Consider the following 15,323-nt stretch of genomic DNA (forward strand, 5'->3'; position numbering starts at 1 on the left):
TGTAATAATTATTCGCGTGTATAACATAATCCCAGCGAGATTGCAATGAAGGTTTTGAAAACATGTTATATAAATTTTTTAATAATCGTTATGCTCTGTCTGGCACAACGAACTCATGCTACCCACATCAGGGCGGGTAATATCCTTACTCAAAGATTGTCTGATCTTAGATACAGATTTATACTTATTGTTTATACCAACCGAACAGCTGTTGATGGCGGTGTAGATGATCCTACTGCAACATTAAACTTTGGAGATGGAACTTCATTAGAACAACCAAGAGATTCTAAAAGACTTATTCGGAACGACACATACGAAAACATATATTATTTTGAACATACTTATCCTGGTACGGGATCTTATAGGGTTGGATACACAGAATCGAATAGAAATGGAAGTATTAAGAATATTGGAAATTCTATAAATACTCCTTTTTATATAGAGTCTTTAGTATCAGTTGTTTCCGGGGTATCGGTAGTAAACTATTCTCCTACAATGGCAATCCCCCCTTTGGATAAGGCACAAAAGGGAAAACTTTATGTATATAATCCAGGAGCTTACGATATAGAGGGTGACAGCATTTCATACAGACTTGTAACCCCTAAACAGGCTGCCGGTGTAGATGTCTCAGGATATTTTACACCAGACAATATGACTTTAAACAGTGTTACGGGAGATTTGGTTTGGAATGTTCCTCAGGAAGAAGGATTGTTTAATGTGGCTTTTTATGTTGAAGAATGGAGAAACGGCGTCAGAATTGGCTATGTAACCAGAGATATGCAGATAGAAGTCTTGCCAGCCAAAAATGATCCTCCTGAATTAAGCAAAGGTCTTGATACATGTATTGTAGCTGGAGATACTTTAATTTTTGAGATAGAAGCCACAGATCCTAATAATCATGATGTAAGGATTACTTCTACTGCTCCTACAGGGGTGTACCAGTTGGGCGCGACGTTTACAAATCCTCCACCCTTTGGTAAAAATCCGAAAGGCATCTTTAGATGGGAAACTAAATGCGAGCATGCAAGAAATCAGCCTCATCAGGTGGAGTTTAGGGCTGTTGATTATCCCGCTGATACAACTTTACAACTTGCAGATTATCAAACTTTGAGAATTAAAGTAGTTGCAAAACCACCCACATTACAATCTGTGGAGCCTGAAGGAAAAGGATTACGATTAACATGGGAGAAATATGATTGCTCTACAGCTTCCAAAATCCAAATTTATAGAAAAAGCTGTGATCTTACTGATTATAAGCAGGATCCTTGTCAGGTTGGAGCAGAAGGTTTTCCTGGATATACTTTTTTAGCTGAGGTTCCTGCAACTCAGACCACTTATTTAGATAATGATAAAATAGTCAGGGGGAATTTTTATTGCTATGTTATTGTAGCAACCTTTCAACTACCTCAGGGCGGTTTAAGTAAAGGTTCGGATGAAGTCTGTGGAAGCCTGGACGACAATGCTGCAGTCATAGCATCTGTTGATGTAGATGTTACTGATACATTGCTTGGGGTAAATACCATTAAGTGGTTTAAGCCTTTAAATGCTCCCGTGGGTCCATATTCATTTAAAATCTTCAGAGCAACTGGTATTAATGGGACAAATTTTATAGAAATAGGCCAAACATTTGATTCTGATACTGTATTTGTTGATCAACCCCTTAATACTGCAGATACTTCTTATAATTATAGGGTAGATTTGCTGTTTTCGGATACGATTCCTAGTGATCCTGCCAGCACCTTGTTCTTGCAGACTATTCCTGGTGACAGAAAAGTTACCGTAACATGGACAATGAATGTTCCTTGGAATGTAGATTCACTGAAGCTGTATAGAAAAGCAAATGGAGAAACTCTGTTTTCGTTTTATAAGACAATGCCAGGAAGTGTTTCCGGAACTTTTACAGATGAGAATCTTGTCAACTGTGATACCTTCTGTTATTATATGGAGTCGTATGGAAGTTATTGCAATGCGTTATATCCAAAGCCACTCATTAGCACATCGGAAACTAAATGCGAAATTCCAATGGACGACCAGGTGCCGCCGCCACCATTCTTAACTATAACAACTCAGGATTGTAAAAATAAGGAATTACTAAACAGAAATATTTTAAACTGGACAAGAGTAGGGGATCCATTCTGTAATAATATTGATCATTACAATATCTATTATGCGCAGTATGAAGATGATGAATTAGGGTTCTTCAAATCAGTACCGGATACAACCTATATTGATTTTGATACTATTTCATTATCGGGTTGCTATACTGTATCTGCTGTCAATATATTTGGTGTTGAGGGCCTGCAAAGTAACAGAGTCTGTGTGGATAATTGTGTTTACTATGAATTACCCAACCTTATTACTCCGAATAATGATGATTATAACGAAGAGGTTGTGCCATTTAAAACTCCTAGGTATGTAGAAAAAGTAAAATTCAGTGTTTACAACCGATGGGGCGCACTTGTTCATACTCAGGACGATGATATTTTTATCCATTGGAATGGAGGAACGAATAAAGATGGAATATACTATTATGTGGCTGAAGTAAAGTATGTTAGACGATTGAGGAAGAAGGACGAATTGCAGAATTTTAAAAGCTGGCTACAGATATTAAGATAAGCAAGAATTTTTTTTGATCAATGTTGAAATACAGGAAATTACCTTTGGCAAAGGAAGAGAGTTGATTTAAACTTTTGTTAAGTTTCTGTTAAGCTTTAAATTGCAAGCCGAAAAAACTAAAAAAAGATGAAAGCTTACGTATTTCCTGGTCAGGGTTCTCAATTCTCAGGAATGGGAAAAGATTTGTACGATCGTTCAGAAAAGGCAAAGTCATTATTTGAAAAAGCAAACGAAATTCTTGGTTTCGACATCACGACTGTTATGTTCACAGGAACTGATGAAGAGCTTAAGCAAACAAAGGTTACTCAGCCTGCTATTTTTATACATTCGGTAGTATTAGCAAAAATCAGTGAAAACTTCAATCCTGATATGGTTGCAGGGCATTCGCTTGGTGAGTTTTCTGCACTTGTTGCTAACGGTACACTTTCTTTTGAAGATGGATTGAAGCTCGTATCTAAAAGAGCTTTGGCGATGCAAAGAGCTTGTGAGATAAACCCAAGTACCATGGCTGCAATTCTTGGTCTTGATGACACCAAAGTAGAAGAAATCTGTAAGAGTATTTCAGACGAGATTGTGGTAGCTGCTAATTACAATTGTCCTGGACAACTTGTCATTTCCGGCAGTATGAAAGGTATTGAAATTGCTTGCCAGAAAATGAAAGAAGCCGGAGCAAAAAGAGCGCTGCCTCTTCCTGTTGGGGGAGCTTTCCATTCTCCACTGATGGAGCCTGCCAGAGAAGAACTTGCAGAAGCAATAAAAAGCACAAACTTCAGCAAACCACTTTGCCCAGTATATCAGAATGTAAATGCTTTGCCCGCAACTGATATCAATATTATAAAAGAAAATCTTATAGCTCAGCTAACAGCACCAGTAAGATGGACCCAGTCTGTTCAGAACATGGTTACTGATGGAGCAACAGAATTTGTTGAGTGTGGTCCTGGTAAAGTACTACAGGGACTTGTTAAGAAGATTAACAGTGCTTCTGAAGTGATGAGCATTTAAAAAGCTGAAAGCGAAATGCGAAAAGCTGAAAGTTAAAATTGAAATAACTTTTAGCTTTTCCCCTTAAGCTTTCAGCTTTTTTCAAGCTTTACAACTCCAAGCTCATCCTGGCATCGCTTAAGCATTTCCTCATTTGTAATATTCAATACAGGATGTTTAAAATCTGGAGCTATCTCAATAAGTGGAATAAGAGTAAATCTTCTGTTTCCGATTTCTGGGTGAGGTATGTAAAGAGTTTTACTTCTTTTGATCAGATTTCCGAAGTATAGGATATCTATATCAATTGTCCTGCTACCCCATTTTTCTTTTCTAACCCTACCTAATTGCATTTCTATCTTCTGAGTTTCAGTTAATGCGATATCAACTGATAAATTCGTGTTGAAGCTTACGACCTGATTAATAAAGATATCCTGATCTGTCTTACCCCAGGGTTCAGTTGAGTAAAGAGACGAAGCTTTGTTTATGGGGCCTATATGTTCTGAACATAACTCTACAGCTCTGGTTAAATTGGCTGTTTTGTCTCCGATATTGCTTCCGAATAATAAAATGATGGATTCCAAGCTATTCAAAATATTGGCAAAATTATCATTAAGCTGTTACATTTTAAGTTAAATTTGTATAATTGTTTAAAAATCATAAGCAGGTATGAAGCAGTTTTTTAAGATTGTTTTTGGCACAGTAATAGGAATTTTTTTATTTCTTATTATTTGCTTTGGACTTATTTTGTTGGCTTCCGGAAAGAAGGAAGAACTTAAAGAAAATTCAGTTTTAAAACTTGAGTTAAACAAGAGAATTGTTGAACGAGAGACAGATAATTTTTTTTCTCAGCTTAATCTGCCTTTTGGTAATGCAGAAGGTTCTATAGGACTTCTGGAACTTAAAAAGGCAATCAAAAATGCAAAATCCGATTCAAACATAAAGGGTATTGTTATAAAAACAAGTAGTGTTGAAGCCGGATATGCCAGTCTTGAAGAAATTCGTAAAGCCCTTTTGGATTTTAAATCAACCGGTAAGTTTGTCATTGCTTATGGTGATTCATATAGTGAAGGAGCCTATTTTCTTGCTTCAGTTGCAGACAAAATTTATCTTCCGGAAGAAGGTGGTTTAGAACTAAACGGCCTTGATGTTGAAATCATGTTCTTTAAGAAACTCCTTGACAAGCTTGAAATTCAGCCTGAGTTATTTAAAGTGGGAGAGTATAAAAGCGCAAGTGAGCCTTTTATAAGAGAGAATATGAGCGATGAGAATAGAAAACAGCTTACTGAACTTCTTGATTCATTTTATAAAGTATATATCAGCAATGTAGCTAAATCGAGAAAAATAGAAGAAGCTAAGCTTAAAGAGATTTCAGATTCCATGAAGGTTAGAAAAGCTCAGGATGCATTGCAGTATAAGCTTATCACAGACGTAGGTTATTTTTCTGATGCTGAAGATTTTATCAGAAAGAAACTACTGATTCAATCTAAGGAAAAAATTAACTATGTAGGTTACAACCACTATCTGTCTGTTTTTAGTGAGGAAGAGGAGGAGAATACTAGTTCTAATAAGGTAGCAGTGATTTATGCAAATGGTTCTATAGAAGATGGACAGGGAACGGACAATACAATAGGGGGTGAAAGTCTAGCGAAAGAGATCCGCAAAGCCAGAGAAGATGACGATGTGAAAGCTATAGTATTAAGAGTAAATTCTCCGGGCGGAAGTGCACTTGCTTCTGATATTATCTGGAATGAAGTTCAATTATGCAAAAAGCCAATCATAGCTTCTATGGGAGATATGGCAGCTTCGGGAGGTTATTATATTTCAATGGCTTGTGATACAATTCTTGCAGAGCCAAGCACAATAACTGGTTCAATAGGTGTATTCGGATTATTTTTTCAAGGACAGAAATTCTTGAATGAGAAAATCGGTATTACTTCAGACAGAGTAAAAACAGGAGAATATTCAGATATCGGTTCTTTTACCAGACCGGTAAGCGGTTCCGAAAGGCAAATTATTCAATCTGAAGTAGATAGGATTTATGAATCATTTACTCAGAAGGCTGCAAAAGGAAGAAAAATCTCTGTAGATCAGTTAAAAGAAGTAGCGAAAGGTAGGGTATGGTCTGGTACTCAGGCTAAAGAAATAAAACTGGTTGATATGTTCGGGGGCTTGGATGATGCCGTTGATATTGCATCTAAAAAAGCGAAGCTAGGAAAAGATTATAAAGTAGTTTATTTACCTGAAATTAAGACAGCATTATTAAAAGAAGTACTTTTGCAGATGGGAGATGAAGATGAATCAGCTTTATTGAAAAGCGAATTTGGTTCCCTTTATCCTTATTTGAAAAAGTTAAAAGAAGTAAAATCTTATGAAGGCATTCAGGCGAGATTGCCTTATGAGATTCAGATAAAATAATTTACTATCCAATTCATTAAAATGACCGAGATCAGAAACAACTGGACGAGAGAAGAAATCACTGAAATTTATAACAGTCCGATTCTTGACCTAATTTATCGTGCAGCTACAGTCCACAGAGCGAACCACGATGCACAGGAAGTTCAGGTTTGTACCCTCCTTTCAGTTAAAACCGGCGGATGCCCGGAAGATTGTGCTTACTGTCCTCAGGCTGCAAGGTACCACACAGATGTTAAGGTACAGAAATTAATGGAAACTCAGGAAGTTATCCTTGCTGCAAAAAATGCAAAAGAGTCCGGAAGTACAAGATTTTGCATGGGTGCGGCTTGGAGAGAAGTGAGAGATAATAAAGATTTTGATCGTGTTCTTGACATGGTAAAAGGCGTAAGCCAAATGGGCCTTGAAGTTTGCTGCACGCTTGGAATGCTTACAGAAGAACAGGCTATGAAACTTAAAGATGCAGGCCTGTATGCATACAACCATAATCTTGACACCAGTGAAGAGCATTATGATAAAATCATTTCAACCAGAACATATGATGACAGATTGGATACTCTGGAAAATGTGAGAAAGTCCAAAATATCTGTTTGTTCAGGAGGTATTATAGGTATGGGAGAATCCCATAATGACAGAATAGGAATGCTATTGACTTTATCGACTTTGCCTGAGCACCCTGAGTCAGTTCCGGTTAATGCTCTGGTACCGGTTGAAGGTACACCCCTTGAGGATCAGCCTAGAGTTTCTGTTTGGGAAATGATCAGAATGATTGCAACAGCAAGAATCATCATGCCAAAGGCAATGGTAAGATTATCTGCGGGAAGAGTAAGAATGAATCAGGAAGAACAGGCTCTATGTTTTATGGCAGGAGCAAATTCAATATTTGCTGGTGACAAGTTACTGACAACTCCAAATCCGGAGGTAGATGCTGATAAAGAATTGTTCCAGGTCTTGAATCTAAAACCAAGAAAAGCATATAAAGACGGACAAGAACCTCACGTGCATTTTGAACAAATACCAATGAGAGGATAATTGATCTTCAAAAAGAATTGTAAATCCGGGAGGTAACTTCCGGATTTTTTGTTTTAAAGAGAGACAAATAATTTCTGGACGTTTGTGTAGTTGGGAAATAATTCAAAATAGCAGGTAGATTATTAGGAGAGGAGGAAGTTATGCAGGTGCTTGAACGTTATGAGGTTGCAAAGAATAAATTAAGTTCTATCGATTATAAAAGTATAAAGGATTGGGATGTCACTGATGCTAATGGAAAAACGATAGGCAAGATAGATGATTTAATAGTGGATTTAAAAACAGGCAAAATCCGCTATATACTCGGCAAAACGAGCACTGATCTCAAAGTCTCAAAACGTCAGCCTCATTTTATTCTTCCTGTAGGACTGGTTACACTCAGAAAGGAAGAGGAGATCGTGGAGGTTAAACGAATTGATTCTGATTGGATTTCTAAATGCCCACTGTATAAGGATGGCCCTACTCAGCCTGGATTTGAAATGGAACTCGCTAGAGTATTTGGAATCGACAAGGAAATTGCAGAATTATATGACCACGACAATTTCCGCATACCGGCAGGGCTTTGTCTATAGGCTAATTAATAATTATCCATAGAGCCTAAATTTTTCAATTGCTATGGCGATTGAAAAATACAGGTTAAATTTGTTCCGATGAAAAAACTAGCGGACAAATTAGCGCATAGGCAGGACGAGGGGAGTTTGAGAAAACTTACTCTTAGACCAGACCTGATTGATTTTTTCTCCAACGATTATTTAGGATTAGCAAGGAACAGAGAACTTTATTGTTTAATAGAAAATGAATTAAGCACACAGGCTGGGAATGTTAACGGTGCAACAGGATCAAGACTGTTATCTGGAAATTCGGCCTATGTAGAAGAACTGGAACTTTTTTTTGCTAAGCTTTTTAAAAGCCCTAAAGCCTTACTCTTTAATTCTGGTTATAATGCCAATCTCTCCATCTTATCAGCAATACCCCAAAAGGAGGACACTATCATATATGATGAACTGATTCACGCGAGTCTGAAAGATGGAGCACGTCTGAGTTTTGCTCAAAGATTTTCCTTTAAACATAATGATCTTAAAGATCTTGAAGCAAAAATTCAAAGAGCCAAAGGTGAAGTTTACATTGCTGTGGAATCTGTCTATTCTATGGATGGAGACTTTGCTCCGTTATTAGAAATCCTCGAACTGACAACCAAGTATCATGCTCATTTGATAGTGGATGAGGCACATAGCACAGGAGTTTGGGGAGAGAAAGGAAATGGAATGTGCTGCTACCTTGGAATAGAAGATAAAATTTTTGCAAGAGTATATACTTTTGGGAAAGGCATGGGAGCTCATGGTGCATGTATAGCTGGTTCTGAGATTCTTATTGATTTTCTTATAAACTTTGCGAGACCTTTTATATATACGACTTCATTGCCATTGCATAGCCTGGTTACATTAAAAGCAGGTTTTGAATATTTAGAAAATGAAATATCTCTCCAGGAAAAAATAAGATCCAAAATACATTTATTCAGAACATTGATTGAGGGGACTGAAAGCCTATCTGTGATGATACAAGAGAGCTACAGCCCTATACAGGTTTTGAGAATTTCCGGTAATGAAAAAGCAAAAGCAATTGCTCTTGCAGTTCAGAGTAAAGGTTTTGATGTAAGAGCGATATTGTCTCCGACTGTAAAAGAAGGGGAAGAACGATTGAGAATATGCTTGCATGTTTTCAATTCTGATGTAGAGATAGAAAGACTGGTAAAAACATTAGTTGAAAGTTTATGAATTACTTTGTAACAGCTATCAGCACAGATAGCGGAAAAACTCTGGTAAGTGCAATACTCACCCAGGCCTTACAGGCAGATTACTGGAAACCCATACAAAGTGGGCTGGAGCGGGATGCAGACAAAGTCAAAGATCTAATTAACAATAATCACTCTTTAATATTTAACGAAAGTTATTGGTTTCAAACACCTGCGTCTCCACATTTTGCAGCGGAAGTAGAAAATGTAACAATTGATATTGATAAGATTCTGATTCCAGGTAATAAAGACAATAATCTTGTGATAGAAGGAGCAGGAGGAGTATTGGTTCCATTGAATGATACACATTTTGTAATTGATCTAGCTGCCAAATTCAATGCAGAAATCATTCTCGTTTCAAATAATTATTTGGGAAGTATTAATCACACCTTGCTTACCATTAACGAAATAAAAAGAAGAGGCCTAAGTATAAAGGGCATTATCTTCAATGGCCCTAGAAATGAATCCACAGAAGATTATATTTTAAAACATAGCGGATTGAAGTGCTTGCTGAAAATTGATCAGGAAAAAGAAGTTGATCAGTTTGTAGTAAATAAATATGCGATTGAGTTGTTTAACAACTGGGAAGTATAGTAATGAAAAATGTGAACAATACTAATCATGCCGGACCGATCTGGTATCCATACAGTGCGGTTACATCCGGAAGTAATTATATCAAAGTGGATTCTGCAAAGGGTGTATATTTATATACTCCTGATGGCAGGAAAATTCTTGATGCAGTATCTTCCTGGTGGGTCAATTTGCATGGGCATAGTAATGAATATATTGCTCATAAGATTTATGAACAAGCCTTGAAGCTTGAACATGTGATCTTTTCCGGATTCACTCATGATCCTGCTATCAGCCTTGCTGAAAGGCTTCTGGATCTTCTTCCTTCCAATCAGAAGAAAATGTTTTATTCAGACAATGGCAGTACAGCTGTAGAAGTTGCTATTAAAATGTCACTTCAGTACTGGCACTGTAAAGGTGAAGCAAAAAAAAAGGCAGTAGCAATAAAAGGCGCATTTCATGGTGATACTTTTGGAGCTATGTCTGTCAGTGGTCGAGGGATTTTTAATCAGGAGTTTTCTGAATGGATGTTTGAAACGGTGTACATAGATTTTCCTTCTGAAGAAAAGGAAATGGATTGTCTTGAACAATTTGAGTCTATTGTGAAACAGGGAGATGTGGCTTGTTTTATCTATGAGCCGCTTTTGCAGGGGGCAGCAGGAATGCGGACTTATTCACCATATGTTCTGGAACAGCTTCTTAAGATTGCCGGTGATTATGATGTCATTTGTATTGCAGATGAAGTGATGACAGGCTTCGGAAGGACAGGACGATATTTTGCATCTCTGAATCTTAAAACTTACCCGGATATCATGTGTCTCTCCAAAGGAATAACAGGAGGAACTATGGCACTGGGGGCAACTACTTGTAGTCTTAAAATCGCGGATACTATCAAAGATAATGTATTCTATCATGGACATAGTTTTACAGCCAATCCTTTAGCTTGTGCCGCGGCCAATGCAAGCCTTGATATATTCCTGTCACATCAATGCCAGAGCAACATTGCTCGGATAACATTGGCGCATGAAAAGTTTATTCCTGTCTTGAGAGCTTTTCCTTTCATCTCAAGGATATCACATGTCGGTACAGTATTATCTTTTGCCATTGATTTTGGGGAAGAAGAAGGATATTTGCATCCCAAAAGAAATCAGCTATATGACTTCTTTCTGGAAAGAAATATCTTACTAAGACCTCTCGGGAATGTATTGTATGTTATTCCTCCTTATGTTATTACAAATGAGCAGCTTGACGAGGTGTACAAAGCTATTATAGACTTGTTAGAGTATTTATCAACAGAAAGGAACATTTGAAAAAAAATAGCGTACCATATGATTACAATCATTTCCTAAAAACGTATTTTGAATCCCGTTTTAAAGAAAATTTTAAACCAGTTATCAGAGTGAAATATCTTAATCTCTTTTTTCTAATTTTCCTGATTCACAGTAGTTTGTTTGCTCAGGTGGTTGTGAAAACTTTACCGTTTTCCTTTTCTTCCTCCTATCCCGAGCCTGATGGACGCAGGGAAGCTTTGAAATTGTCAGAAAGTGAATTTGTTACCTTGTCAAAAAGTAAAGGTGGGGAGGCTGGCGCTGCAGAATTTACACTTGAAAAATATGACAAGGACCTGAATTCTCTTTTTAAAGTAGTTTTAACAGCTGGTGAAGAGGAAGATTACAAAGAGTTATTTTTCAACGGAACAGATATAATTCTATTCTCTATTCTCCATGAAAATATGAAGCAAACCAGTAAGCTCCTTGCTTATGGGTTTGATGCAAAGACTGGAGCTAAGAAGTGGGACAAAACATTACAGGAATTTAAAATAAATAACTGGGTACCATTAAAGTTCAAAGGAGCCGTTCGAGAGTCTTTTGAAAATTGCATTGGTTCGAGTATTACTAAAAATTTTGTTACTCCTCTTCAATATCAGTATGATATAAGATTTTCAAAAGACAGAAAAAAAATCCTCACCTATATTTTTGATTACAGCCAACAAACTCTTGTCGCCTCTGCAAAGCTTTGGGATAATAATCTCAATCAGTTGCAGGAATCAAAAATTCCGGTAGATAATAATTTTATTAACTATGGAATTTATCCGAACAATAAAGGGGATGTCTTTATTCTGAATGTTGATAGGTTAGGCAGAATGGTTGTCGTGAAATACAACCTGGAAAGCAAAAGCAGTGACCTGCTCGATATTCAATATACATCTACAAGAAGGGAAGGGCTAAGACTTGAATTTTTAAATGACGATGTTATTTATGTTGCTAATACCTGCACTAAAGACGGGGGGAGGGTAACAGGGGTCATGTATTCAAAGTTAGATTTTGGCACCAGGCTTGTAGAAAAAATTAACTATCATGAGATCTCTGATAATATGAAGCAGACTATGAAACTGCTTCGTCAGAGTAATAAAAGCCTTGTGGGAGAAGAAACCTGGAGAGGTTACCACATCACTGATTTTTTCCTGAATGAATATGAAAAAGTAGTGCTGGTTCTTGAAAAAAGAGAGATCACTTCTATGTCATATGATTTTAATCAATCCGAAATTAACGATATTGAAAAGTGGAAAGCTACTAAACCTGCCAAAGTTAATGCGGAAGGATTTATGATTTTCAGCTTTAATAAAGACGATGAACTCTTATGGGAAAATGTGCACATCAAATCGCAGGTAGGAGACGTGGCTGCAGGGTTATTGTCTTCATCTTATTCAATGCATATTTCAGATGAAGGAAAAATAAGAATGGCTTATGCATTTTCTTCCAATTCAAGTGGAATTCTGAACAGCATCAATTACATAGAATGGGATGAACTGACAGGAAGTAAGATAAAGGAACTTGCATTGCCAAATGATGAAGGCCTCACCATGTTAAGAAATTTTACAATGTGGTTTGAAGATAAGGTCGCAATAGCTGGAAGAAAGGGATTGCTTGGTAAGAAAAGCAGTATTGTGATGTATAAAATTTAAGCTGAAAGTTAAAAGATAAAAGTTTAAAGTAATAAGTTGAAAGCCGGATGGTATTGCTACCAGATGGGCTTTTCTTTTTTTAGGAAGGCAGCAATACCTTTTTTACAGTCTTCAGTATTTCTGGCTTTGGCGTTGGATTCAGCAGCATAGTTCAATGCCTCTTTTACATCCATTGCAAAAATATCAGCCAGCATTTTCTTAGTTAGTTCCATTGAGCTTGCAGAATTGTTTGTGATAAGCTTCTCACAGAATTCTTTTACTACTGTAGAAAGATCTTCATCTTCCACAACGTGATTGATAAGCCCAAAATGGTGTGCTGTTTTGCTTGAGTAAATTTCTCCTGAAAGGAGCATCTCTCTGGATCTTGCTTCTCCTATTTTTTTTACCAGAAAGACACTTACTATAGCAGGTATAAATCCTATTCTTACCTCTGTATATCCATAGTTTGCTTCTCTAACAGAATAGGCGAAATCACAGACAGAGACAAGTCCACAGCCTCCTGCTACAGCATGTCCGTTTACCTGAGCGACTACCACTTTTTTAAGTGTATAAATCTGGTAATATAACTCCATCAGGTTTTTACTGTCTGTAAGATTTTCCTCATAGGTATTCTTCTGCAATGTTTGCAGGTATTCCAGATCAGCGCCGGCACAGAACACATCACCTTCTCCTGTAAGTACAATTACTTTTACCTGATCATCTGCTTCCGCTTTTTTGAAGGCTGATTTTAGCTCAGTTACAACCTGACTATTCAATGCATTTCTTTTTTCAGCACGACTAATAGTGATGCAACAGATTTTGTTTTCAGTAGTGTATTTTACAAATTCCATTTAATGATCTCCTTCAATTGTTAAAGCAAAATATTCATTAGATTCAGTGATATGTAAATTTATATTTTTTGACAAATTCTTATCTACAGTCACCTTTTTATATTTTTTGTTTATTACGACACTTTCTGCTTTAAGATCGAATTCTCTGAAATTTCCTTTAGAAGAAGGTTCGTAAACCAATAAGTCTATACCGGGTAAATAAGAGAATGAGTCTAAGATTGTTTTATCCTTAACCGTTAAAATATTTTTATTCCCGCATCGAATGATATTAAAGGATTTTAACTGGCGAAAATTTCTTGGTTTAATAAAATTAATGGTTTTGACTCCTCTGTTTAAAAGGGCGGGGTATATTTCAAATTTCAACTTTTCTTCATTGAAAGTGCTGTCTGCATATATTTCTGCTACCCTTCCATTTATGCTTGCGAATACCTTTTTCCCTTTTACAAAAAATGCAATAACTTCTCTTTGTTTGCAAATGGTTATTTTTTCATAAACAGCTATACCTGAAAAAACAATGCTGAGCATAAGTAAGGGCATAACAAGTTTTATTTTCTTTCCTGAAAAAATTAGGATAAGTAGTATCATCAGAATGTAGATAAACATCATATGATGCTTATCAATATAGATATCTCTGATAACAGATTTTGGTATTTTAAGAATATATCTTAAACCTTCGTTCATCAGCCATATAGTCTTTTCAAGGCAGTAGCATAGTGGTTTTAAAACCACATCTGTTCTGGAAAAAATAAGTCCGAAAATGCCAAGCCACAATATGGCATATGATAGAGGCGCTACGATGAGATTGCTTAATGAGAAATAAAGAGGAAACGAATGAAAATAATACAGTGAAATAGGGAAGGTGATGAGCGTTGCAGCTATTCCTCCGGTAGTGATGGTCCATACTTCTTTGTCTAACCAGCGTTTGGGTTCATAAAAACCGGACAGTTTAGGTTGAAGAAAAATCAGACCACCCATCGCTAGATATGTCAGTTGAAAGCCTATGTCTGCAATCGTGAAGGGATCATTTATTAATATGATCAATGCTGATATCGATAGTGTATTGTAAGGGTTATGCTTTTTGGATATGGTTTTAGCAACCAGAAAAATAAGAAACATGATTGTTGAACGCAGAACAGGTGGGACAAGGCCGGTAAGCAGGGCGTATCCGATCAGCAGTAATGAGATGGAAATAAAACGTATGAACTTTCCTTTTGGGAGGTGCACAAGTGGATTGAGTAAAAACAATAGTAGTTGATAGAGTAAGCCGATATGAAGCCCTGATACAGACAATAGGTGCATGGCCCCTGTGCCAGAATAAATGTCTCGCACGTCATTGCTGATTCCATCTCTTTTACCAAGAATGATACCTTCAGTAATGCCAAGGGCTTCTTTCTCTTTTATGAATTGGGCAAATCGTCTGGAGAAATAATCCTTTAATACAAGAGCATGATAAATGGTATAGGAATCAGGATTTGTATCAATTGATATTAACTTAAATGGTGTTGATTGATAAAAAATGTTTTTATATCTGTAATACTTTTGCGGATCGAAAGACTTATAATAATTGGCTCCTGAGATGCGTGCCAGTCTGCCGTTAAACATATAAGTTTGTCCATAAAACGGATCGTTGACAAGCTCCTTTTTAATCCACAAAATAATGTCAATGTCTACGGTCCTCCAGGATTTAGCTGTTTTAATCTTATTTACCCTGGCTATAACTTTATAGAAGTTCCCTTTTCGTTCGGTTTCTCCAATAATCTTAGCCTTAAAGTAACGACATGAACCGAGTTCTGTTTCCAGCTTAAGTGCTTCGGGTTCTTTATCCTGTTGTCTGGTAATGATAGCTCCTGCAAAGAAAAGCGTCAAAGAGCAAAGTGTAGAATAGAGAATGTTTTTTGAATAGAATAATTGTGGATTGTAAAAAATCAGAAGCAGCAAATATATTGCTGCACATGAAATTAATCCAATGTAAAGTCCGGTTAGATTTTCTCCTGGAATAAAAATGGCAAAGAATATTCCACTCAGGAAAAATAACAGAAACCGGACAAAGGGATAGCTGACCCAATGTTCCATATGCTTTTGGTTGAAAGACCAAAAATGTATAGAAAGAAATTAAAGATCAACTATT

General features: G+C 36.7%; 12 protein-coding genes. 9 read left to right on the top strand and 3 right to left on the bottom strand.

The features are described from left to right. The first annotated feature begins 90 nt into the window (after nt 1-90). Both K350_RS0121375 and fabD read left to right on the top strand, forming a co-directional pair. Nucleotides 91-2,616: a T9SS type B sorting domain-containing protein gene (locus K350_RS0121375; protein WP_028981641.1), complete on the top strand. Its 2,526-nt coding sequence runs from the start codon at nt 91-93 to the stop codon at nt 2,614-2,616. Nucleotides 2,617-2,742: 126 nt separating this feature from the next. Further along, entirely contained in the window at nt 2,743-3,618 is an 876-nt protein-coding gene (fabD, locus tag K350_RS0121380; RefSeq protein WP_028981642.1) for an ACP S-malonyltransferase, read from the top strand. A 71-nt stretch (nt 3,619-3,689) separates the two neighbouring features. On the opposite strand, the gene folK is transcribed toward fabD, so the two are convergent. Further along, nucleotides 3,690-4,178 carry a 2-amino-4-hydroxy-6-hydroxymethyldihydropteridine diphosphokinase gene (gene folK / locus K350_RS0121385; protein ID WP_037576555.1) on the bottom strand — a complete coding sequence of 163 codons (489 nt, stop codon included), beginning with the start codon at nt 4,176-4,178 and terminating at the stop codon, nt 3,690-3,692. A gap of 85 nt (nt 4,179-4,263) precedes the next feature. Between folK and sppA the strand changes: the two genes are divergently transcribed. The 7 genes from sppA to K350_RS0121420 all read left to right on the top strand — a co-directional run bounded on the left by sppA (nt 4,264) and on the right by K350_RS0121420 (nt 12,365). Continuing rightward, complete coding sequence (sppA, locus tag K350_RS0121390; protein ID WP_028981644.1) at nt 4,264-6,012, top strand: signal peptide peptidase SppA; 1,749 nt, start codon at nt 4,264-4,266, stop codon at nt 6,010-6,012. Nucleotides 6,013-6,033: 21 nt separating this feature from the next. Continuing rightward, nucleotides 6,034-7,041, top strand: coding sequence for a biotin synthase BioB (gene bioB / locus K350_RS0121395; protein ID WP_028981645.1), 1,008 nt, complete (start codon nt 6,034-6,036; stop codon nt 7,039-7,041). A gap of 140 nt (nt 7,042-7,181) precedes the next feature. Beyond that, the gene (locus K350_RS0121400; RefSeq protein ID WP_028981646.1) at nt 7,182-7,610 is read left to right on the top strand and encodes a PRC-barrel domain-containing protein; all 429 of its coding nucleotides are present in this window, start codon (nt 7,182-7,184) and stop codon (nt 7,608-7,610) included. Nucleotides 7,611-7,688: 78 nt separating this feature from the next. Then, nucleotides 7,689-8,813 carry an aminotransferase class I/II-fold pyridoxal phosphate-dependent enzyme gene (locus K350_RS0121405; RefSeq protein WP_028981647.1) on the top strand — a complete coding sequence of 375 codons (1,125 nt, stop codon included), beginning with the start codon at nt 7,689-7,691 and terminating at the stop codon, nt 8,811-8,813. Then, nucleotides 8,810-9,424, top strand: coding sequence for a dethiobiotin synthase (gene bioD / locus K350_RS0121410; RefSeq protein WP_028981648.1), 615 nt, complete (start codon nt 8,810-8,812; stop codon nt 9,422-9,424). Before K350_RS0121405 ends, bioD begins: the two co-directional genes overlap by 4 nt. Nucleotides 9,425-9,426: 2 nt before the next feature. Next, the gene (bioA, locus tag K350_RS0121415; RefSeq protein WP_037576558.1) at nt 9,427-10,710 is read left to right on the top strand and encodes an adenosylmethionine--8-amino-7-oxononanoate transaminase; all 1,284 of its coding nucleotides are present in this window, start codon (nt 9,427-9,429) and stop codon (nt 10,708-10,710) included. A gap of 89 nt (nt 10,711-10,799) precedes the next feature. Then, nucleotides 10,800-12,365 carry a hypothetical protein gene (locus K350_RS0121420; RefSeq protein ID WP_037576953.1) on the top strand — a complete coding sequence of 522 codons (1,566 nt, stop codon included), beginning with the start codon at nt 10,800-10,802 and terminating at the stop codon, nt 12,363-12,365. Nucleotides 12,366-12,421: 56 nt separating this feature from the next. Here K350_RS0121420 and K350_RS0121425 read toward each other — a convergent pair whose 3' ends face one another. Next, nucleotides 12,422-13,195, bottom strand: coding sequence for an enoyl-CoA hydratase/isomerase family protein (locus K350_RS0121425; protein WP_028981651.1), 774 nt, complete (start codon nt 13,193-13,195; stop codon nt 12,422-12,424). Continuing rightward, complete coding sequence (locus K350_RS0121430) at nt 13,196-15,268, bottom strand: ComEC/Rec2 family competence protein (protein WP_028981652.1); 2,073 nt, start codon at nt 15,266-15,268, stop codon at nt 13,196-13,198. Nucleotides 15,269-15,323: the final 55 nt, after the last annotated feature.

The organism is Sporocytophaga myxococcoides DSM 11118 (genome assembly GCF_000426725.1).
GTDB classification, from domain to species: domain Bacteria; phylum Bacteroidota; class Bacteroidia; order Cytophagales; family Cytophagaceae; genus Sporocytophaga; species Sporocytophaga myxococcoides.

Excerpts from the sequence above, each read along its gene's own strand:
- K350_RS0121430 (WP_028981652.1), bottom strand. The coding sequence starts at position 15,268 with ATGGAACATTGGGTCAGCTATCCCTTTGTCCGGTTTCTGTTATTTTTC.
- bioD (WP_028981648.1), top strand. The coding sequence starts at position 8,810 with ATGAATTACTTTGTAACAGCTATCAGCACAGATAGCGGAAAAACTCTG.
- K350_RS0121375 (WP_028981641.1), top strand. The coding sequence starts at position 91 with ATGCTCTGTCTGGCACAACGAACTCATGCTACCCACATCAGGGCGGGT.
- sppA (WP_028981644.1), top strand. The coding sequence starts at position 4,264 with ATGAAGCAGTTTTTTAAGATTGTTTTTGGCACAGTAATAGGAATTTTT.
- K350_RS0121405 (WP_028981647.1), top strand. The coding sequence starts at position 7,689 with ATGAAAAAACTAGCGGACAAATTAGCGCATAGGCAGGACGAGGGGAGT.
- K350_RS0121425 (WP_028981651.1), bottom strand. The coding sequence starts at position 13,195 with ATGGAATTTGTAAAATACACTACTGAAAACAAAATCTGTTGCATCACT.
- bioA (WP_037576558.1), top strand. The coding sequence starts at position 9,427 with ATGAAAAATGTGAACAATACTAATCATGCCGGACCGATCTGGTATCCA.
- K350_RS0121400 (WP_028981646.1), top strand. The coding sequence starts at position 7,182 with ATGCAGGTGCTTGAACGTTATGAGGTTGCAAAGAATAAATTAAGTTCT.
- fabD (WP_028981642.1), top strand. The coding sequence starts at position 2,743 with ATGAAAGCTTACGTATTTCCTGGTCAGGGTTCTCAATTCTCAGGAATG.
- bioB (WP_028981645.1), top strand. The coding sequence starts at position 6,034 with ATGACCGAGATCAGAAACAACTGGACGAGAGAAGAAATCACTGAAATT.